The 19,550-nt window shown below is 66.1% G+C and carries 23 protein-coding genes; 17 read left to right on the top strand and 6 right to left on the bottom strand.

Features of this window, described 5'->3' with window-relative positions; genetic code table 11:
• Position 1: 1 nt before the first annotated feature.
• From ACLIKD_RS18865 to ACLIKD_RS18785, 17 genes are all read left to right on the top strand, one after another.
• Complete coding sequence (locus ACLIKD_RS18865) at positions 2 to 286, top strand: phosphopantetheine-binding protein (RefSeq protein ID WP_226417769.1); 285 nt, start codon at positions 2 to 4, stop codon at positions 284 to 286.
• Positions 283 to 954 (top strand): hypothetical protein, encoded by a 672-nt coding sequence (locus tag ACLIKD_RS18860; protein WP_428826234.1) that lies wholly within the window; start codon positions 283 to 285, stop codon positions 952 to 954. Before ACLIKD_RS18865 ends, ACLIKD_RS18860 begins: the two co-directional genes overlap by 4 nt.
• The gene (locus tag ACLIKD_RS18855; RefSeq protein ID WP_428826233.1) at positions 951 to 2,294 is read left to right on the top strand and encodes an AMP-binding protein; all 1,344 of its coding nucleotides are present in this window, start codon (positions 951 to 953) and stop codon (positions 2,292 to 2,294) included. Before ACLIKD_RS18860 ends, ACLIKD_RS18855 begins: the two co-directional genes overlap by 4 nt.
• Positions 2,281 to 2,586: a hypothetical protein gene (locus ACLIKD_RS18850; RefSeq protein ID WP_428826232.1), complete on the top strand. Its 306-nt coding sequence runs from the start codon at positions 2,281 to 2,283 to the stop codon at positions 2,584 to 2,586. The genes ACLIKD_RS18855 and ACLIKD_RS18850 overlap by 14 nt, the downstream gene beginning before the upstream one ends.
• Positions 2,583 to 3,494, top strand: a complete 912-nt coding sequence (locus ACLIKD_RS18845) for an acyl-CoA synthetase (protein ID WP_428826231.1) — start codon at positions 2,583 to 2,585, stop codon at positions 3,492 to 3,494. The genes ACLIKD_RS18850 and ACLIKD_RS18845 overlap by 4 nt, the downstream gene beginning before the upstream one ends.
• Positions 3,491 to 4,060: a LolA-related protein gene (locus tag ACLIKD_RS18840; RefSeq protein WP_428826230.1), complete on the top strand. Its 570-nt coding sequence runs from the start codon at positions 3,491 to 3,493 to the stop codon at positions 4,058 to 4,060. The genes ACLIKD_RS18845 and ACLIKD_RS18840 overlap by 4 nt, the downstream gene beginning before the upstream one ends.
• Entirely contained in the window at positions 4,057 to 6,381 is a 2,325-nt protein-coding gene (locus ACLIKD_RS18835) for an MMPL family transporter (protein WP_428826229.1), read from the top strand. The genes ACLIKD_RS18840 and ACLIKD_RS18835 overlap by 4 nt, the downstream gene beginning before the upstream one ends.
• A complete protein-coding gene (locus tag ACLIKD_RS18830; protein WP_428826228.1) occupies positions 6,378 to 7,025 on the top strand; it encodes an alpha/beta fold hydrolase in 648 nt (215 codons plus the stop codon). Before ACLIKD_RS18835 ends, ACLIKD_RS18830 begins: the two co-directional genes overlap by 4 nt.
• Positions 7,026 to 7,029: 4 nt before the next feature.
• A complete protein-coding gene (locus tag ACLIKD_RS18825; RefSeq protein WP_428826227.1) occupies positions 7,030 to 7,830 on the top strand; it encodes a polysaccharide deacetylase family protein in 801 nt (266 codons plus the stop codon).
• Positions 7,827 to 8,549, top strand: coding sequence for a class I SAM-dependent methyltransferase (locus ACLIKD_RS18820; protein ID WP_428826226.1), 723 nt, complete (start codon positions 7,827 to 7,829; stop codon positions 8,547 to 8,549). Before ACLIKD_RS18825 ends, ACLIKD_RS18820 begins: the two co-directional genes overlap by 4 nt.
• A gap of 4 nt (positions 8,550 to 8,553) precedes the next feature.
• Positions 8,554 to 9,756, top strand: coding sequence for a DUF1615 domain-containing protein (locus ACLIKD_RS18815; protein WP_428826225.1), 1,203 nt, complete (start codon positions 8,554 to 8,556; stop codon positions 9,754 to 9,756).
• 54 nt (positions 9,757 to 9,810) lie between these two features.
• A complete protein-coding gene (locus ACLIKD_RS18810; protein WP_428826224.1) occupies positions 9,811 to 11,004 on the top strand; it encodes a beta-ketoacyl-[acyl-carrier-protein] synthase family protein in 1,194 nt (397 codons plus the stop codon).
• Positions 11,001 to 11,804 carry a beta-ketoacyl synthase chain length factor gene (locus ACLIKD_RS18805; protein ID WP_428826223.1) on the top strand — a complete coding sequence of 268 codons (804 nt, stop codon included), beginning with the start codon at positions 11,001 to 11,003 and terminating at the stop codon, positions 11,802 to 11,804. The genes ACLIKD_RS18810 and ACLIKD_RS18805 overlap by 4 nt, the downstream gene beginning before the upstream one ends.
• Positions 11,798 to 12,244 (top strand): 3-hydroxylacyl-ACP dehydratase, encoded by a 447-nt coding sequence (locus tag ACLIKD_RS18800; protein WP_428826222.1) that lies wholly within the window; start codon positions 11,798 to 11,800, stop codon positions 12,242 to 12,244. The genes ACLIKD_RS18805 and ACLIKD_RS18800 overlap by 7 nt, the downstream gene beginning before the upstream one ends.
• The gene (fabG, locus tag ACLIKD_RS18795; protein ID WP_428826221.1) at positions 12,244 to 12,963 is read left to right on the top strand and encodes a 3-oxoacyl-ACP reductase FabG; all 720 of its coding nucleotides are present in this window, start codon (positions 12,244 to 12,246) and stop codon (positions 12,961 to 12,963) included. Before ACLIKD_RS18800 ends, fabG begins: the two co-directional genes overlap by 1 nt.
• Before the next feature lie 78 nt (positions 12,964 to 13,041).
• On the top strand, positions 13,042 to 13,362 hold the full coding sequence (locus ACLIKD_RS18790) for a DUF4124 domain-containing protein (RefSeq protein WP_226471936.1): 321 nt from the start codon (positions 13,042 to 13,044) through the stop codon (positions 13,360 to 13,362).
• Between the two features lie 27 nt (positions 13,363 to 13,389).
• Entirely contained in the window at positions 13,390 to 14,067 is a 678-nt protein-coding gene (locus ACLIKD_RS18785; RefSeq protein ID WP_226417784.1) for a DnaJ domain-containing protein, read from the top strand.
• A gap of 27 nt (positions 14,068 to 14,094) precedes the next feature.
• On the opposite strand, the gene ACLIKD_RS18780 is transcribed toward ACLIKD_RS18785, so the two are convergent.
• From ACLIKD_RS18780 to ACLIKD_RS18755, 6 genes are all read right to left on the bottom strand, one after another.
• Positions 14,095 to 15,294 carry a cation:proton antiporter gene (locus ACLIKD_RS18780; RefSeq protein WP_428826220.1) on the bottom strand — a complete coding sequence of 400 codons (1,200 nt, stop codon included), beginning with the start codon at positions 15,292 to 15,294 and terminating at the stop codon, positions 14,095 to 14,097.
• Between the two features lie 75 nt (positions 15,295 to 15,369).
• On the bottom strand, positions 15,370 to 16,128 hold the full coding sequence (locus ACLIKD_RS18775; RefSeq protein ID WP_428826219.1) for a class I SAM-dependent methyltransferase: 759 nt from the start codon (positions 16,126 to 16,128) through the stop codon (positions 15,370 to 15,372).
• A gap of 16 nt (positions 16,129 to 16,144) precedes the next feature.
• Complete coding sequence (locus tag ACLIKD_RS18770) at positions 16,145 to 16,909, bottom strand: glycosyltransferase family 2 protein (protein ID WP_428826218.1); 765 nt, start codon at positions 16,907 to 16,909, stop codon at positions 16,145 to 16,147.
• Between the two features lie 9 nt (positions 16,910 to 16,918).
• Positions 16,919 to 17,695 (bottom strand): lysophospholipid acyltransferase family protein, encoded by a 777-nt coding sequence (locus tag ACLIKD_RS18765; RefSeq protein ID WP_428826217.1) that lies wholly within the window; start codon positions 17,693 to 17,695, stop codon positions 16,919 to 16,921.
• A complete protein-coding gene (locus ACLIKD_RS18760; RefSeq protein ID WP_428826216.1) occupies positions 17,688 to 18,536 on the bottom strand; it encodes a MipA/OmpV family protein in 849 nt (282 codons plus the stop codon). The genes ACLIKD_RS18765 and ACLIKD_RS18760 overlap by 8 nt, the downstream gene beginning before the upstream one ends.
• Positions 18,536 to 19,549, bottom strand: a complete 1,014-nt coding sequence (locus tag ACLIKD_RS18755; RefSeq protein WP_428826215.1) for a hypothetical protein — start codon at positions 19,547 to 19,549, stop codon at positions 18,536 to 18,538. Before ACLIKD_RS18755 ends, ACLIKD_RS18760 begins: the two co-directional genes overlap by 1 nt.
• Between the last annotated feature and the right edge of the window lies 1 nt (position 19,550).

The following is a 19,550-nucleotide window of genomic DNA, read 5'->3' as shown; positions in this document are numbered from 1 at the left end:
CATGCCCCAAGAAATCTCCCCGGAAACCGTCGAAGCGCTACTGCCGGAAGTTGCCGAGCTGATCGTTACGGCGCTCAATCTCGAGGTGGCGGCCGGCGAAATCGAAGCCGATGCGCCGCTGTTCGGCGAAGGCCTGGGCCTCGACTCGATCGACGTGCTGGAAATCGCCTTGGTCATTTCCAAGCGCTATGGTTTCCAGCTGCGTTCCGACAACCAGGATAACGTGCGCATCTTCACCTCGCTGCGCACGCTGGCCAGCCACATCGCCAGCCAGCGGACGAAATGAAACTGACCCCGGCCATCATCCTGCGCGGTCTTGCCCTGATCATCCTCGTCATCACCTGGGCGGTGCTCGCCCACCTCGGCAGCGCCGGCGATGCCAATCGCGATTTCTCCGCCGCCCTGGCCACCGCGCCGATCGTCGCGATCGGCGTCATGCTCCTGTGGCGGGCCAGCAACCCGCTGTGGATCGCCCTCGGCTGCTTCGCCGTCCTCGCACTGCTCGCCTGGGCCTGGCCGGCGCTCCGCCAGAACGTCCCGCTGCTCTACTACATCCAGCATCTCGGGACCAATCTGGCGCTCGCCACGCTGTTCGGACGCAGCCTGTTCGGCGGCGGCGAATCCCTCGTCACGCAGTTCGCCCGGATGGCCCATTGCGGCACCATTTCCGACGCCCAGGCCCGCTACACCCGGCAAGTCACCATCGCCTGGACGATCTTCTTCCTGAGCACCGCGCTCGTCTCAAGCGGCCTGTTCTGGCTCGGCCAGATGGCTGCCTGGTCGATTTTCGCCAATCTGCTGACCGTGCCGATGGTCGCCTTGATGTTCATCGTCGAACACCTCTGTCGCCAGCGCATCCTGCCGCCAGACGACCGCTCCACCATCGCCGATACCATTCGCGGCTACCGCGCCGCGATGCAGCATCGCACCGACACGCTGGCCAACCACCCATGAGCTCGGTGCCGCTGCTCGGGCACACCAGCCTCGACGACATTTTTGCCTGGCGCCCGAGCGGGCCGCTCAGGGTCCGCGACTTCCTGGCCGACGTCTACGCGCTGGCCAGGCAACTTCCGGCTGGCCGGCACCTGCTCAATGTCTGCCAGGACCGCTACCACTTCACCGTCGGCCTGGCAGCCGGCCTGATCAGCGAGAAGATCAGCCTGCAGCCTTCGTCGCAATCGGCCGAAACGCTGCGCCAGATACAGACCGACTGCCTCGACGTTTTCTGTCTGTGCGACAGCGAGTTCGACAGTCTCGACCTGCCGCGCCTCGATTTCCCCGCGCTGGCCGGCGCCGACCCGGCCAGCGTGACGGAAATCCCCGCCATCCCGGCCGAGCGCATCGCCGCCTGCCTGTTCACCTCCGGCTCGACCGGCCGGCCGATGCCGCATTACAAGCACTGGGGCCGGCTGGTCAAAAACGGCCGGGCCGGCGCCGAGCGCCTCGGCCTGCTCGACCAACGGCATTCCGTGGTCGGCACCGTGCCGGCCCAGCACAGCTACGGCTTCGAATCGACCGCGCTGATCGCCCTGCATGGCAACGCGCCGTTCTGGTCGGGCAAGCCGTTCTACCCGCAGGACATCGTCGCCGCCCTCGAAGCCGTGCCGGCGCCGCGCCTGCTGGTCACCACGCCGTTTCATCTGGCGGCACTGCTCAATGCCGGGCTGGAACTTCCGGCCGTCGACCTGCTGCTCTCGGCCACCGCGCCGCTTTCGCCGGAACTGGCCGAGGCGGCCGAGCGTCGCTTCGCGGCGCCGCTGTTCGAGATCTACGGCTCGACGGAGAGCGGCCAGATCGCCAGCCGGCAAACCACCGCCGGCCCCGCCTGGACCTTGCTGGCCGACGTCCGGCTGGCTCAGGAAAACGACCTGACCACCGCCTTCGGCGGCCACGTCGAGGGCAGGGTGCCGCTGTCGGACATCATCGAGTTGATCGACCCCGAGCATTTCCTGCTTCACGGCCGCCATGCCGATGTCGTCAACATTGCCGGTAAACGGACCTCGCTGGCTTACCTCAACCACCAGATCGCGGCGATTCCCGGTGTCGTCGATGGCGCCTTCTTCCTGCCCGACGAGGCCACGCCGGACGGCATCACCCGCCTTTGCGCCTTTGTCGTCGCGCCGGAACTGAACAGCCGGCAGGTACTATGCGCACTACGCGAGCGGGTCGAACCGATCTTTCTGCCCCGGCCGCTGGTCTTTGTCGATGCGCTGCCGCGCAACACCACCGGCAAGCTGCCGCGCAACCAGTTGCAGGCGCTTTACGCCGCCAAGGTCAGCGATGTCCGGCACTGACTTCGACTGGTGCGTGCCGGCCGATCATCCGGCCTTTGCCGGCCATTTTCCCGGCCGGCCGATCGTGCCGGGCGTCGTGCTGGTCGACCGCGCGATCCTCTTTGCCGAGCAACTGCTCGGCCGGCCGGTCGACAATTGGCAGATCGGCAACGCCAAATTTTTCAGCCCGGTCGGCCCGAATGAGGTGCTGACCTTCACGCTTGAGCGCAAGGCGAGCGGCGCCATTGCCTTCACGGTGCGGGCGGCAACACGCGATGTCGCCGCCGGCAGCCTGACGCCACCCGCGCCATGACCGCTGACCAGCCCGGCGGGGCCGAATGGCGGCAGGAGAAGGAAAAAAGCAATCTGGCCATTCTCCGGCTGATGGTCTGGATCTCGCTGACCTTCGGCCGCCGCATCGGCCGGCTCGTCCTCTACGGCATCGCCGCCTACTACGTGCTGTGCGCGCCCAAGGCCCGAAATTTCAGCCGCGCCTACCTGCACCGGGCGCTCGGCCGCTGGGCCGAGTGGTCGGACGGTTTCCGCCATGTCCTCAGCTTCGCCAGTACGGTTCATGACCGTATCTACCTGCTGAACGACCGTTTCGACCTGTTCGACATCGAAGTGATCGGCGCCGAGGCGCTGCATGCCGCGCTGGAAAAGCAGCCCGGCGCCCTGCTGATCGGCGCCCACCTCGGCAGTTTCGAAGTGCTGCGCGCCGTCGGCCGGGGCAGGGCGGGGCTGAAGATCGCCATGCTGATGTACGAGGAAAACGCCCGCAAGATCAACGCCACGCTGGCCGCGATCAACCCGGCCGCCAGCGAGGACATCATTCCGCTCGGCCGCATGGATTCGATGCTGCAGGCCCGCGACCGGCTCGACGAAGGCTATCTGGTCGGCATGCTGGCCGACCGCGGCCTGGGTGACGACAGCACGGTGGATTGCGATTTCCTCGGGGAAATGGCGCCGTTTCCGGTCGGCCCTTTCCGCATCGCGGCAATGCTGCGCCGCCCGGTCTTCTTCATGACCGGCCTCTACCTCGGCGGCAATCGCTACCAGATCCATTTCGAGGCCCTGGCCGATTTCTCGGACACGCCGCGCGAAGCCCGCCAGGCGGCGATGCACGCCGCCCAGCAAGCGTATGCCGAGCGACTGAGTCATTTTTGCCGGCTGGCCCCCTACAATTGGTTCAACTTCTTCGATTTCTGGCAGAAAAAATGATCAATCGTCTGTTTGCCGGCCTGTTGCTGGCCGCCCTTGCCCTACCGGCCTCTGCCGCCTTCGATGTCGGCCAGCTGATGACCGATCTCGCCCGGCACAAGGGCGGCAAGGCCAAATTCGTCGAGAAGAAGTACATCTCGCTGCTCGACAAGCCGGTCGTGTCCACCGGCGAAATGAGCTACACCGCCCCCGACCGGCTGGAAAAGCGCACCCTGACGCCCAAGCCCGAACTGCTGCTGCTCGACAAGGAGCTGCTGAGCATCGAGCGGGAAAAGCAGAAACTGACCATCAACCTGAGCAACCAGCCCGAAGCGCTGGCTTTCATCGACAGTATCCGCGGCACGCTGACCGGCAACCGCGCCGCGCTGGAAAAGAACTACCTGCTGCATCTGGCGGGCACTTCAGATAAGTGGGTACTCACCATGCTGCCCAGCGAGCAGAAAATCGCCGCGCTGGTTCTGCGCATTGTCGTCAGCGGCAGCAAGAACCAGATCCGCAGCATCGAATACCTGCAGGCCGATGGCGACCGCTCGGTGCTGAGCATCGAACCGCTCGAGGTCAAATGAGCCGGGCCGGCCGCACCTTCCTGCTCTGGCTGCTGGCCATGCTGGCCGGGGCAGCCATCGTCTGGAACAGCCGCTTTTCCGCCGACATGTCCTTCTTCCTGCCGGCCCATCCGAGCGCCGAGCAGCAGGTGCTGGTCGACCAACTGAAGGAGGGCGCCGTCGCCCGGCTGCTGATGGTCTCGATCGGCGGTGGCGAGTCGGCGCAACGCGCCGCGCTGTCACGCGAACTACGCGGCCGACTGGCCAAGCTGCCGGCTTTCGTTTCGGTGCAGAACGGCGAGGCCGGCAGCGAAGCGGCCGATCGCGACTTCCTGTTCCGGCACCGCTACCTGCTCAGCCCGGCGGTCAGCCCGGAGCGTTTCACGGAAGAGGGCCTGCGCCGCGCCGTCGGCAACAGCATCGACCTTCTCGCCTCGCCGGCCGGCATGCTGCTCAAGCCGCTGCTGACGCGCGACCCGACCGGCGAACTGGTCGAACAGCTGGCCGGCCTCAATGCCGGCGCCCAGCCGAACAGCCGCGACGGCGTCTGGGCTTCGCGCGATGGCGAGCGAGCCATGTTGCTGGTCCAGACTGCCGCCCTTGGCTCCGATACCGACGGCCAGGAGGCAGCGCTCAACACCATCCGCCAGCAGTTCGCCGCCAGCGCCCAGGCCGTCGGCCTGGCCGAGGCCAAACTGCAGCTTTCCGGCCCCGGGCTGTTCGCCGTCAATTCGCGGGCGACGATCAAGGACGAAGTGGCGCGGCTGTCGCTGATCAGCACCTTCGCCATCGTCGCCGTGCTGCTGTTCACCTATCGTTCCTTCCGCCTGCTCGGACTCGGCCTGCTGCCCGTGGTTTCCGGCACGCTGGCCGGCGTCGTCGCGGTCAGCCTGCTGTTCGGCACGGTCTATGGCATCACCGTCGGTTTCGGTGCGGCGCTGATCGGCGAGTCGGTCGATTACGGCATCTATTATTTTGTCCAGTCCGGACGCAATGGGCTGGCCGCCTGGCGCGCCCGTTTCTGGCCGACCGTCCGCCTCGGCGTGCTGACCTCGGTGTGCGGATTCGGCGCCTTGCTCTTCTCCGGTTTTCCCGGCCTCGCCCAACTCGGCCTGTATGCGCTGTCCGGAGTGATCGCCGCCGCCGCCGTCACCCGGTTCGTGCTGCCGCCGCTGACCGGCGAGCAGATCGGCATGCGCGACCTGGCGCCGCTCGGCCGGCGCCTGGCCGCCGCCAGCCAGGCCCTGCATGTGCTGCGCTGGCCGGTGCTGGCGCTGGCCATCGGTGCGGCCGCCGTGCTGGTCACCCAGCGCGACCAACTGTGGAACCCCGAATTGTCGGCCCTCAGCCCGGTCAGTCCGGCCGATCAGGCGGTCGACATGGCCCTGCGCGCCGACATCAGCGCGCCCGATTCGCGCTATCTGGTGGTTATCCATGGCGCCACCCGCGAAGCCGCACTGCAGGCGGCCGAAAAGACCGGGGCGCAACTCGACCGGCTGGTTGCCCAAGGCCTGATCGCCGGCTACGACAGCCCGGCCCGCTTCCTGCCCAGCCAGGCAACACAGGAGCAGCGGCGGGCCAGCCTGCCGGCGGCCGACGATTTGCGCCGCAAGCTGCAGGCGGCCCTGGTCGACTCGCCGCTCGCCGCCAACAAGCTGGAAGCTTTCATCGCCGATGTCGACAATGCCCGCCAGGCGCCGACCATCAATCGCGACGCGCTGGCCGGCAGCAGCCTGGCCCTGGCGGTCGATGCGCTGCTGCTCAATCACCCGGCCGGGTGGAGCGGCCTGCTGCCGCTGCGCACCGGGCCGCAGGCCATCGACAGCGCACAGTTGCGGGCGGCGCTGGCCGGTTCCGGGGCGCTGTTCATCGACATGAAGGGCGAATTCGACAAGCTCTACAACGATTACCTGCACGAAGCCATGCTGCTCGCCCTGGGCGGCGTCCTCGCCATCACCGTGCTGCTCGCCCTGACCCTGCGCTCGCCGCGCCGGCTGGCGGCGCTGCTGCTGCCGCTGGTCCTCGCCGTGGTGATCGTTATCGCCGGTCTGCATCTGCTCGGCGAACGCCTGCACCTGCTGCACCTGATCAGCATGCTGCTGATCGTCGCCGTCGGTTCCAACTACGCGCTGTTCTTCGACCGGACCGAAAGACATCGCCCGCTTGACCCGGAAACGCTGGCCTCGATGCTGATCGCCAACCTGACCACGGCGATCGGTTTCGGCACGCTGGCGCTATCCGAAGTGCCGGTTCTGCAAGCCGTCGGGATGACCGTTGGACCGGGGGCCATCCTGGCGCTGCTGTTCGCGGCCATTTTCGTTCCACGTGAAACGGCGGCATGAGCCCGCCCTTGCGCACCCTCGGCCAAAATACCGGGGCGACCAACCTGATGGTGCTGCTGCCCGGCGCCTACATGCAGCCGGAAGATTTCGCGGCGGCCGGCTTTTTCACCGCCCTGAGCGCCCGCCGCTTGCCCTATGACCTGCTGGCGGTAGACCTCGATCTCGAAGCCATTTCCGCCGGCACGGCCTTGCCGGCGCTGCAGGCGGAAATCCTCGCACCGGCCCGCCGGCAGGGCTATGCCAAGATCTGGCTGGGCGGCATTTCGCTCGGCGGCCTGCTCGCCCTCGGCCACCATGCCGACACCCCGGGCAGCGTCGACGGTCTGTGCCTGCTCGCCCCCTATCCGGGCAGCCGGCTGACCACCAACGCCATCGCCCGGGCCGGCGGGCTGGCCAGCTGGCAGGCGACGCCCGACCAACTGGCCGATCCCGAATTCCGCGTCTGGCGCTGGCTGCAAAAGCCGCCGGCCGATTTGCCGGTCTTTGTCGGCTACGGTAGCGAAGATCGTTTCGCCGCCGGCATGCAGCAGATCGCCGGCTGTTTTCCGCCGAGCGCCCGCCATGCCATTCCCGGCGGCCATGAATGGCCGGTCTGGCAGCTTTTGTGGGAACATTTCCTCGACAGCGGACTTCTCTGCTCCTGAGCCCATGCCACGCCCCTGGAAACCGTCACCGACCATCAAGCTTTCGCTCGCCACCCATGTGGCGGCCGGGTTCGGCCTGCTCGCCGCACCGACGGCCTGGCCGTGGGCGCTCGGCGCCGTCGCGCTCAACCAGCTGATCCTCAGCGGTGCCGGACTGCTGCCGCGGAGCAGCCTGCTCGGCCCGAATCTGAATCGTCTGCCGACCGCCTCGGCGCAGCGCCGTGAAATGGCGCTGACCATCGACGACGGCCCGGACCCCGAGGTCACACCACGCGTCCTCGACCTGCTCGACGCCGCTGGCGCCACCGCCAGCTTCTTCTGCATCGGCCGGCAGGCCCGGCAATATCCGGCGATCTGCCGCGACATCGTGGCGCGCGGCCACAGCGTCGAAAACCATAGCGATGCGCACTCGTCGCTTTTCGCCACCTTCGGCCCCCGCCGCATGCGCGCCGACATCAATGCCGGCCAGGCAACGCTGGCCGACATCACCGGCCAGGCACCGCGTTTCTTCCGGCCGACCGCCGGCCTGCGCAACCCCTTTCTCGAACCGGTGCTGGCCAGCCTGGACCTGCGTCTCGCTTCGTGGACGCGGCGCTCCTACGACACCCGCAATGGCAACCCGCAGCAGGTTTTCGCCCGCTTGACCGACAATCTCGCTCCCGGCGACATCCTGCTGCTGCACGACGGCAACGCCGCCCGCACGGCCGACGGGCAGGCGGTGATCCTCGCCGTATTGCCCGACTTGCTCGCCGCCATCGACCTGGCCCGTTTAACCCCCGTGACGCTCCCGACCGCCCTGACATGACCTCCCGCTTCCTTAAAACCCTGCTCGACGATGCCAGCCGCCCGTTCCGCGGCGGCGGCCATTTCGCCTATCACTATTCGCGCGGCAAGCTGTCGTCCGACTGCATTTTCCGCGAACTGCTGAAGCGCGGCATTTTCCCGAGCCAGGGACATTTTCTCGACCTCGGCTGCGGCCAGGGCAGCCTGTTCAGCTGGCTGCTCGCCGCGCGCCGGCTGTACGAAAACGGCAACTGGCCGAGCGATTGGGCGGCGGCCCCGAAACCGCTCAGCCTGCGCGGCTTCGAGCTGATGCAGAAGGACGTCGATCGCGCTGCCCGCGCCTTCGGCCCGCAGCACCCGGTGGTCGACATCCGCTTGGGCGACATGTGCGAGGTCGATTTCGGCCAGGCCGATGTCGTCACCATCCTCGATGCCTTGCACTACATCGACCATGCCCGGCAGCAGGACGTCATCCGCCGCATCCGCGCCGCCCTGCCGGCCGGCGGCCTGTTCCTCACCCGGGTCGGCGATGCCGGCGCCGGCCTGCGTTACCACATCTGCAACTGGGTCGATCGCACCGTCACCTTCGTCCGCGGTCATCGGCTGCCGACGCTCTACGAGCGCAAGCTGGCCGACTGGGTCGCGCTGCTGAGCCAGCACGGTTTCCAGGTCGAAACGCTGCCGATGAGCGACGGCAAGCCCTTCGCCAACGTCATGTTGATCTGCCGGGTACCTGCCTGAGCGCATGCTGAGCCACCTTTCCGGATGGCTGCGCTGGCTGCCGGTGCTGCTGCTCGGCGCTTGCGGCACGACCGGCGGACCACTACCGGTGCCGGTCGGGGTGCCGGACGAACCCGTCCGCCTGCCACCCGACCTCAGCCGGCCGGCCGCCACCGTCCCGCTCAAACCGCCGCCACTCGGCGAGCGCGAGGTGCGGGCCATGGTCGCCCGGCTGATCGGCCCGACGGTCAGGGACCGCGAGGTCTGGGCCGGCGATCTGTATTCGGTATTCAGCAAACTCGATTTCCCGCACGCCCCGGAAATCTACTGCGCGGCGATCGCCGTCATCGAACAGGAATCGAGCTTCCAGGCCGACCCCGCGGTGCCCGGCCTGCCGGCCATCGTCTGGAAGGAGCTGGAGCAGCGCGGTCGCAAATTCGGCATTCCCAAGCTGCTGATCTCGGCAGCCATGCTGAAAACCTCGCCGGACGGCCGCAGCTACAGTCAGCGCATCGACGCCCTGAAAACCGAGAAGCAGCTCAACGCGCTGTTCCAGGACCTGATTACCGAGCTGCCAGCGGGCCGGCAACTGCTGTCCGGCTACAACCCGGTGCGCACCGGCGGCCCGATGCAGGTCAGCGTCGAATTCGCCGAACAGCAGGCGCGCGACAAGCCTTATCCGTACCGACCGGCCGGCAGCATCCGCGACGAAGTGTTCAGCCGGCGCGGCGGCCTGTATTTCGGCAGCGCCATCCTGCTCGACTACCCGGCGCCCTATAACAATGTGATCTATCGCTTTGCCGATTTCAACGCCGGCCGCTACAGCAGCCGCAATGCCGCCTTCCAAAGCGCCCTCGGCCGGCTCAGCGGCAAGCCGCTCGAACTCGATGGCGACCTGTTGCGCTACGCCAAGGGACAAGCCGTCGCCACGCCGAGCGGCGTCGAACTCGCGGCGCGCAACCTGAGCGGCAAGCTGCGCCTGACCCCGGGCGAAATCCGCCGCGATCTGCTGCTCGAAAAGTCGGCGGAATTCGGCCAGAGCCCGTTGTACAAGCGGCTTTTCTCCCTCGCCGACCAGGCAATGGCAAGCCCGGCGCCGCGTCAGGTGATGCCGCAGATCGACCTGCAAAGCCCGAAAATCACCCGCAAGCTGACCACCGAATGGTTCGCTCGCCGCGTCGACGGACGCTATCGCGCCTGTTTGGGGCGGGCCGACAGCGCCACCTGACGCCGGGCCGCGGGGTCCGGTTAAAATACCGGCCTGACCAATTCAAGGCCTATCGTGTCCCCGCTGCTCCTTTCCGCTTATACCGCTACAACCTGCCTCGGCCACGGACTTGATGCGACGCTGGCCGGCCTGCGCGAAGGCCGTAGCGGCCTGACGCCCTGTACCTTCGAAAGCGTCAAGCTTGCCACCTGGATCGGCGAGGTGGCGGCGGTCGACCAACAGGAACTGCCCGCCGCGCTGGCCGAGTACGACTGCCGCAACAACCGGCTGGTCCAGCTCGGCCTGGAAGCCGACGGCTTCGCCGAGCGGGTTCGCGCGGCCGTCGCCCGTTACGGCAAGAGCCGCGTCGGCATCTTTCTCGGAACCAGTACCGCCGGCATCTTGCAGACCGAACTCGCCTACCGCCGGCGCGATCCGCTGAGCGGCGCGCTGCCGGCCGACTTCAATTACCGGACGACGCACAACTCCTTCTCGCTGGCCGCCTTCGCGCGCGCCTATTTCGGTCTCGAAGGCCCGGCCATGGCCATCTCCACCGCCTGTTCGTCGAGCGCCAAGGTATTCGCCGCGGCCGCCCGGCAGTTGGCCTGCGGCAGCATCGACGCCGCCCTGGTCGGCGGGGCCGATTCGCTGTGCCTGACCACGCTGTATGGCTTTGCTTCGCTGCAGCTGACCTCGACCCGGCCCTGCCGGCCCTACGATGCGGCGCGCGACGGCATTTCGGTCGGCGAAGCGGCGGCCTTCGCGCTACTCGAACGCGCTCCGGCCAGCCCGGCGGCCGGCTCGGTATTGCTGCTCGGGGCCGGCGAATCGAGCGATGCCTACCACATGTCGTCGCCCCACCCGGAAGGACTGGGCGCCAAAATGGCCATGCAGGCGGCCCTGCGCTCAGCCGGTCTGCAGCCGGACGACATCGATTACCTCAACCTGCACGGCACGGCGACGCCGGCCAATGACGCCGCCGAAGGCAAGGCCGTCGCCGCCTTGTTCGGCGACCGCGTGCCCTGCAGTTCGACCAAGGGCGCCACCGGCCATACGCTGGGCGCCGCCGGGGCGGTCGAAGCCGTGATCTGCGCGCTGGCCCTCACCGACAATCTGCTGCCGGGCAGTCCGCACAGCGAAAATATCGATCCGAGCATTCCGGTGCGCTACCTGCTCAAGGCGCAGCCCGGCAAACCGCGCCGCGCCCTGAGTAATTCCTTCGGTTTCGGCGGCAGTAATTGCAGCCTGGTTCTCGGAGTCGCCGAATGAACGTCACCCCGCTCACCGCCTGGATCGAAGGCATCGGCTTCCTGGCCCCCGGCCTGCCGGACTGGCCGACGGCACGCGCCGTTCTGCGCGGCGAACAGCCATACACCGCCGCCCCGTCGGTCTTGCCCATCCCGGCCATCCTGCCGCCGGCCGAGCGGCGCCGGGCCAGCCGCGTCATCAAGTTGACCCTGGCCATCGGCTTCGAGGCTGCAGCCAACGCCGGGGCCGATGTGGCCACGCTGGCCACGGTATTCACCGCCTCCGGGGCCGACGGTCACAACTGCCACGCGCTGTGCGAACAGCTGGCCAGCGATGACCGGCAAATTTCGCCGACCCGTTTCCACAATTCCGTGCATAACGCGGCGGCCGGTTATTGGGGCATCGCCACCAAGGCGATGGCGCCCTGCCAGGTCATCTGCGCCTTCGATGCCAGCTTCGGCGCCGGCCTGCTCGATGCGCTCGGCCAGGTCGTCGTCGATGGCCAGCCGACGCTGCTCATCGCCTACGACAGCGAATATCCGGAGCCGCTGCACAGCCAACGGGAGACGCCCGATTGCGGCGGCGTTGCGCTGCTGCTGACACCGGAAAGAACCGCCCGCTCGCAGGCGCGGATCACGCTCAGCCCGACCACGGCGGCAGCCGACGAGCTGCTCGACAGCGACCTGGAGGCGCTGCGCACCACCATCCCGGCACTGCGCAGCCTGCCGCTGCTGAGCCGGCTGGCACGCGGCGAAGCCGGCGCGGTCTGCCTCGACTACCTGGCCCCGATGCAACTGCGCATCGACCTCCAGCCATGCTAGACCACGCCGCGATCGCCGCCCGCATTCCGCATCAGGGCACGATGTGCCTGCTCGACGCGGTGCTCGACTGGTCGGCCACCACCATTTCCTGCCGCACCGTCAGCCACACCGACCCGGCCAATCCGCTGCGCGCCGCCGGCCGGCTCGGGGCGGCCAACGGTATCGAATACGCCGCCCAGGCGATGGCCGTGCATGGCGCATTGCTGGCGCCGGCCGGCGCGCCGCCGCGCCAGGGCTATCTGACCAGCGTACGCAGCGTGACGCTGCAGGTTGCCCGGCTCGACGATCTGCCCGGCGACCTCGAGGTGACCGCCGAACGCCTGTCTGGCGACAGCAACCATATCCTCTACCAATTCGCCGTCAGCCACGCCGGGCGCTGCCTGCTCGAAGGGCGTGCCGCCGTCGTGCTCGATGCCGATCTCCTGAAGGAAACAGCCTGATGAAACGCGCCCTGGTTACCGGCGGCAGCGGCGGCATCGGCGCCGCCATCTGCCGGCGCCTGGCGGCCGACGGCTACCATGTCATCGTCCATGCCAACCGCAGCCGCGACAAGGCCGAGGCCGTCGTCGCCGCAATCGTCGGCGCCGGCGGCAGCGGCGAGGCCGTCGCCTTCGACGTCACCGAACGCGCCGCCAGTGCGGCGGCGCTGGAAAAACTGCTGGAAGGCGGGCCGATCCAGGTCCTGGTCAACAACGCCGGCATCCATGCCGACGCCGTTTTCCCCGGCATGTCGGCGGAACAGTGGCATTCGGTCATCGACGTCTCGCTGAACGGCTTTTTCAACGTCACCCAGCCGCTCAGCATGCCGATGATCCGCACCCGCTGGGGCCGCATCATCAATATTTCCTCGGTTGCCGGCATCACCGGCAATCGCGGCCAGGTCAATTACTCGGCGGCCAAGGGCGCGCTGCACGCGGCGACCAAGTCGCTGGCCCTCGAACTGGCCAGTCGCGGCATCACGGTCAACGCCGTGGCACCCGGCATCATCGCCACCGAAATGAGCGAAGGCGCTTTTGATGCCGAGGCGATCAAGAATCTGGTGCCGATGAAGCGCGCCGGCAAACCGGAGGAGGTGGCCGATCTCGTCGCCTTCCTCGCCTCCGAGCGCGCTGCCTACATCTCGGGACAGATCATTTCGATCAACGGCGCAATGATCTGATCGTTATGCGTATTTGCTTTGTGCCTGCTACCCAAAGCGAATAAAATCCGCCGGCTGGTTTAACGTCCCGGGATAATCATGAACCGCTTCGTCCGCCTCTCGCTACACTCCTTGTTCCTTTTCGCTCTGAATGTGCAGGCCGACACCTACAAATGCACCCAGGGCGGCAAGACCGTTTTCTCGGATACGCCGTGCATGGCCGGTGCCGGCCGCGTCGACGATCAGGCAGACCAGATCAACCGAAGCCAGAAACGGCAGGCCGAACTGGTGCACGAGAAAAACCGGACCCAGCTTTCCGATCTGGAATATCGCGCGGCCCGCGATCGCAACGTCAAGGGCGGTTATAACGTCATCGACAGCATGCATCCCGGCGACGCCCCACAAATCCGGCGTCGTTGAACGCAGCCCAAGCGCAAGCAAATTGACATGGCAAATACCCTTTACGACCTGCTCGAAGTCAGCCAGTCAGCCAGCGACGACGCCATTGCGGCTGGCTACAAGCGTCTCCATCAGCAATTTTCAGAACTGGCCGCAAGCGGTGACGAGGACGCGACCAACCGGATGATTGCCCTGCGCGAAGCCTTCAATACGCTCTCCAATCCGACCCGGCGCCAGCGTTACGATACCAACCTGGGGGCCCGGGAAACAGCCGACGAGACGACGCAAACTCCAGGCCGGCCCTTCATCAAACTGATCGTCATTGCCTGTGTTATCGGATTTTTCGGCATCACCTACAAAAAGTACCAGACCGCCCAGGAACTGGCTCGCCTGGATGCCGAACGCACCGTCGCGGCCGCCCAAATGGCCGAAAGTGAAGCCAGAAAAGCCGCCGAGGAACGTATCGCTGCTGAGCGGGCAGATCAACAACGGCAACGGAATGAGGCGATGGAGCGGGCCAATCGGGAGCGCGATATCGCTTACGGCAACCAGGTTAGCCGCAATATCGAACGAAGCGAGGCGGAATCCCGCCGGGCCATGCAGCGCGAAGAACAGGCAAAAGCCACTGCCGAACGTCAGCGTGAATACGAAGCGGAACGGCAGTTGGCGCGGGAAAAAGCCTATCTCCGCCAGATCGAAGCGGAAAAGAACCGTTACCGCTACTGATGGTTCGCTTTGCGCGTCAGGTTTGTATTAGCTGGTGCGGAAAATCAGTTCCTTGATGCGCGCCAGTTTAGGCGCCACCAGCGGCACGGTGAGCATGGTGCTGACCACCGCCATCAGCAGCAGCGCAGTGAAGGCCTCGCTGGTGATGATCTGTTTGTCGAGCAGGATATTGACGAAGATGATCATGATCAGCGCCTTGGTCTGCAGCAGCCAGCCGATGATGCTCGCCTCGCCGGGCGCCCAGTTGAGGATCCGGCCGGCCAGCCGCACGCCGATCAGCTTGCCGGTGATCGAGGCAACCAATAGCAGCGCGGCGGCAATGAACACCGTCTCGCCACCGAGCGCCCAGTTGGTGCGCAGCCCGGTACTCAGGAAGAAGACCGGCATGATGACCAGCAGCACGTGGTGGCGCAGCAGGTCCATTTTTTCCTGATCGAACCATTCGGCCTCGATGATCGCGCCGGCCAGGAAGGCGCCGACCATGAAATGCAGGCCGGCCCAGTCGGCGCCGAAGGCACAGACGGCCAGCCAGATCAGGGCGACGTACCAGCGGTCACGCTCGGCCAGGCGGACCATCACCTGGCGGAAAATATAGCCGACGACGGCAAAGGCGATCAGGAAGGCGGCCTGCTTGCCGACCCGCTGCCAGTCCATCAGGATCAGCGCCAGGACGCCCCAGATTGCGATGTCGTCGAGGCTGGCGTAGCGCAGGATGCGCTGGCCGATCGGCTGGCGCAGGATTTCCAGTTTTTCCATCAGCAGGATCAGGATCGGCAGCGCGGTCACCGCGCAGGCCATGCCAACGCCGAGCACGAACTGCCAGGTCATCGCCCGCGGCCCCATCCAGCCGTCACCGAGCAGCAGTACGGCGGCCGCGCCGCAGCCAAAGAGCAACGGCGTACCGAGCGCCAGGCCGGCGGTGATCGAACTCTCGCGGCGATGCGCCCAGGCTTTTTTCAGGTCGAGCTCGATGCCGGCGATCATCACGAACAGCATCACCGCCCACCAGGCAATGCCATTCAGCGACTGGATGACGGCCGGCGTGAACACGAAGCTGTAGTAGTCGGGAAAGATCCGGCCGAGGATGCCCGGCCCAAGCAGGATGCCGGTGATGATCTGGACGACGACGAGCGGCGCGTAATAATCGGTTTTCCCCAGGCGCCAGATCAGGTACGGCACGGTGAAGATGATGCTCATCGCAATCAGGAAGATCTCGGTCGTATTCATCGTAAGGCCTTGACGCTAATCAGCAGTTCGGAAATGCGCATGCTAGCGGCAAGCGCCCGAAAGTGGCAAAGATTCTCAGGGCTTGCGCCCGAGATACTCGCGAAAGACGCCGAAGGTGATCGAGCACTCGACATCGACAAAACCCGCCCGGCGCATGGCGTCAAGAATGTGTTCGGACTCGAGGGCGACCTCGATGGTGTCGCCGTAGTATTGCCACAGCAGTTTGACGTCGGCGTGGCTGCCGGTCAGGCGGGCGAGGAAGGGGACCACCGCGCCGATATAGGCGCGCAGCAGGAACTGGCCGAGTCGGCTGGCCGGCCGGCTGATTTCCATGATGCAGACGCGACCGCCCGGCCGCAGCACGCGCTGGTATTCGCCGAAGGCCAGATCGAGATCGCCGACATGGCGCAGGGCGTAGCCCATCGACACGAAATCGACATGATTGTCAGGCAGCGGAATCGACTCGGCGTAGGCCTCGATGGTCTCGACATCGAGTTTCTTGCGCAGTTCGGCGAGCATGCCGGGCGACGGATCGAGCGCCAGCAAGCGGCCCTCCAGACCGATCAGCTGCTGGCCGGCGCTGGCCACCAGGCCGGTCCCGGCCGCCACGTCGAGCAAGGTCATGCCGCGGCGCAGGCCATTGCGCCGCAACACGTCGCGCCGATACCAGGCGCCGCTGCCCAGGGCCGTGATCCGCTCGGCCTTGTCGTAGCCACCGGCCGCCTGATCGAACATGGCGCGGGTCACGGTGCGCCGCTCCTCCTCGCCGGCAAAATAGCTTTCCAGGCGCGGATCGGCCTTCATCGCGGCGGTAGGGGTGGCGGCTTCAGTCATGGAGTCGATGTCGCATTCAGTTGGGTGATGACAGGCGGCGCCAGATCAGCCGTGGCAGGCGAATCAGGAAGCCGAGAAAGAGCCGGGTGTGCATCCAGGTCAGCAAGGTGTTGTCGCGCAGATAGCGGAAATGCGAGACGCCGCCTTCGTCGGCCCGGAAATAGCGCACCGGCGCCGCGATATTGACCGGCCGGACACCGGCCCAGCACAGGCGAACGACCGCTTCCGGGTCGAAATCGAAACGGCGCATCCAGCGGTTGGCCTGCATGATCCGCCGCAACGGAGCGATCGGATAGACGCGAAAGCCGTACAACGAATCGCCGATTCCCATCCACAGGGTTTCCAGATTGGCCCAGCCGTTCGAGACCTTGCGGCCATTGACCCGCAAGGCGGGGGCATCGGCGGCGAACACCGGCTTGCCGAGAACCATGGTTTCCGGTCGGGCCTGAGAGGCGGCCATGAAGGCGGGAATCAGCTCGGCCGGATGCTGGCCATCCGAATCCATCGTCAGCACGTGCGTGTAGCCGGCGGTTTCGGCCTCGCTAAGGCCGGCCAGCACGGCCGAACCCTTGCCGCGATTGGCCGGCAGGACGATCACTTTCAAACCCGGCATTTCGCTCGCCAAGGCCTGCAGACGCTCGGTGCTGCCATCGGTGCTGCCGTCGACGACGACCCAGACCGGCGTCCACTGGGCGAGGGCGGCCCGCACCGTGGCGAGGACCTTGGGACCGGGGTTGTAGCTGGGAATCAGCACGAGGTGGGTAGCGGAAAGTTCCGGCATTGCTTTGCTTCAGTGAGCGACGGTGGATGGGGAAGCGGATGCCTGTTCCGCGCGGAAATAGGCTTCGAGTTCGCCGGTAAATGCCTCGACATTGGCCGGCGGCGCGAAACGCCGCCCCAGCCTGATGCGGCAGTGCAGCGGCAAGCGCGGCGCCTTGAACAGCGGCCACGCTTTACCGAGATAGGGCGAGGAGAACTCGATGATCAAGGTCTGCACCGGAATGCCGGTTCGCGTCGCGATCAGTCCGGTGGCGGAGGTGCACCGATCGACGGGAAAATTCACGGTGCGGGTGCCCTCGGGAAAGATCAGCAACTGGGCGCCGCCCTGCAACTCCTCGCGGGCGCTGAGGATCATTTCCAGCGGCGAACTGTTGCGGATATAACGCGCCAGCCGCGCTCCGGCCCCGAACAGGACATTGTCGAGCAAGACCGCCTTGGCGACGCAGACGACATTGGGCAGGCGCGAGACGATGAGCACCGCATCAAGCCGGGAAGGGTGGTTGGCAGCCAGGATCAACGGGCCCTGGTGACGCAGTTGATCGAGTTCGGAGAGATCGAAACGACAGGGGAACAGCAGCGAAACGAGGTGCAGCGTGGTGCGGAAGGCATCCATGATCATGTAGCGGCCCCAGCGCTGCCCGATGCGCCGCGGCAGCAGCGCCGAAAAAACCAGCGCGAACGGTATCCAGGCCAGGCTGATCAGGGACATCGAAGTGAAGCCGATGACCATTGCGGCGTATTCGTAGGCAATCCACAGCGGATTACCCGCGTGCTGCCGATCAGTCATTCACCAACACACGGGTCGACGACTCACCGAGCACCCAGGTAATGGCCAGGCCGGCGGCGAAATAATCCTTTTGCCGAACCAGCGGGCTATCCGCGAAGGTCGAACCGCTCAGGTTGTCGTAGCGGATAAAGCTGCCGACCCAGTATTTCGGGAAGCGCTTCGACAAGGCCACCAGATACTGCATGCCGGCGTAGCCGGAAGTGGCTTCGTAGGCCGGCCGGCTGGCCGTCGCAAACTGTGGCGCCACCGAGTAGTAGTAGGCGTGCTGGCGCTTGTCGCCAAACAGCGGCCCGGCCAGCATGCCGAGATTCCAGCCCGGCATGTTCGGCAGATCGGTGATGTCCATGTTCAGCTTGGGATGAAAAACCCAGCCGATATCTTTCGGCGAACCTTCGACGGTGAAGGCCGCGCGCAAGGGCAACAGCAGCTTGACGAAACGCGCCCGGTTTTCCGAGCGCCAGAAAGTGAGATCCAGCTGCGGCCCGATTTCGAAGGTCGCTTCAAGATCGGGCATGTTGTTGCGCGCCTTGATGTCGTCGCTCGGTGCCGGTGGCGAGAGCGCCAGGCTGAGCGTCAGATCGACCCGCTCGGAATCGAAAATGCTGCCGCGAATACCGTGCCGGTCGGCCTTGAAGAAGTCGCCGTTATAGGTGAAGTGCGGTACCGGCATCAGAAAATTGTTGGTCTGGTCGGAACCCCGGTACGACGGAAAACTGAATGCCACCACGCCGGCACCGACCTCCCACAGCGGCCTTTCCTCGGCGGCCTGCGCGACCAGCGCGACAGCAGCGAGGCCGACGGTGGCGAAACGGGCAATCCGGATTTTGATCGAGGTGGCCATCAGCAATTCCCCAGCGCGTGCGAGGCCAGTGCCTCGATTTCCAGTAACAGATCGTGCCGGCAGATATCCGCCTGCACATATACGATTTCGGCTGTCCCGCCGATCAAGCCGGCCAAGGTTTCGCGAACCAGCGGAAAATCGGCGGCATGGCGAACGTAAACCCGATAGGACAGCTCGGGCAAGGTAAAAGGCGTCGAACGGGCCAGACGATTGGCTTCGCCGAGCACTGCGGCGACATTGGCCAAGGCTTCCCGGCACTGCCCGGCGACATCGCCCGGATGCACCGTCAGGTGGCCGACGATACTCGCCGTACCGGAAATGAACAGGATTTCCTGGCCCGGCGGATAGACCAGTGCGGCGCGCGAAAAAGTCGGACTGCGCGGGCCGTAGTCGGCCGGGTAGTCGTAGGCACTGACCTGACGCGGGTTCTCGACGGCGACAGCCGGCTGATCGCCGGCCATGAAGGCAATCGACAGCGGCCCGCCGGTCAGGCCGATGGCGCAGGCGGCCGGCACATTGCCGGTGGCGCCGCGCCGGAATTCGAGAAAGGCATCCTGCCGGCCGATATTGAACTGGCGATAGCGTTCCAGGCCGTCGGTTTCTCGATTGATCGCAGCGAGGTAGTTCCAGACCCGCCACAGATGCGGCAAGTTCTTCGCATCGAGCAGGCGAAAAATGCGCCGGTAGGCTTCCTGACTCGCCGCCTGCAGCGCCGAACAGCCCGGCGTCGCAGTGAAATCGGCCTCGTCGAGATCGATTACCCCGTAGAGCAACTGGCCGGCCCGACACCAGGCGATGCCTTCGCTGTTGCCGGTAAGCACGGCTTGGCCGGCCAGCCAGGTTTCATGGATGACTGGGCCGGTGGCCCCGAGCAAGGGGGCAACAATGCGCTGCACCGGCCACTCGGGCAAGCTGGCGCCGGGTTGATCGCCAAGCATGGCGCCGCCCAGCACACGGCCCGTTTCACGTGAAACGAGGTCGGCAAGCTGGGCGGAGAAAACCTGAGAAATCAAT

The sequence above is a fragment of the Azonexus sp. IMCC34842 genome (assembly GCF_050368855.1).
Classification (GTDB): Bacteria; Pseudomonadota; Gammaproteobacteria; order Burkholderiales; family Rhodocyclaceae; genus Azonexus; species Azonexus denitrificans_A.
Note: the sequence above shows the minus strand (reverse complement) of the source record. Positions and strands in the feature narration are given on the sequence as shown.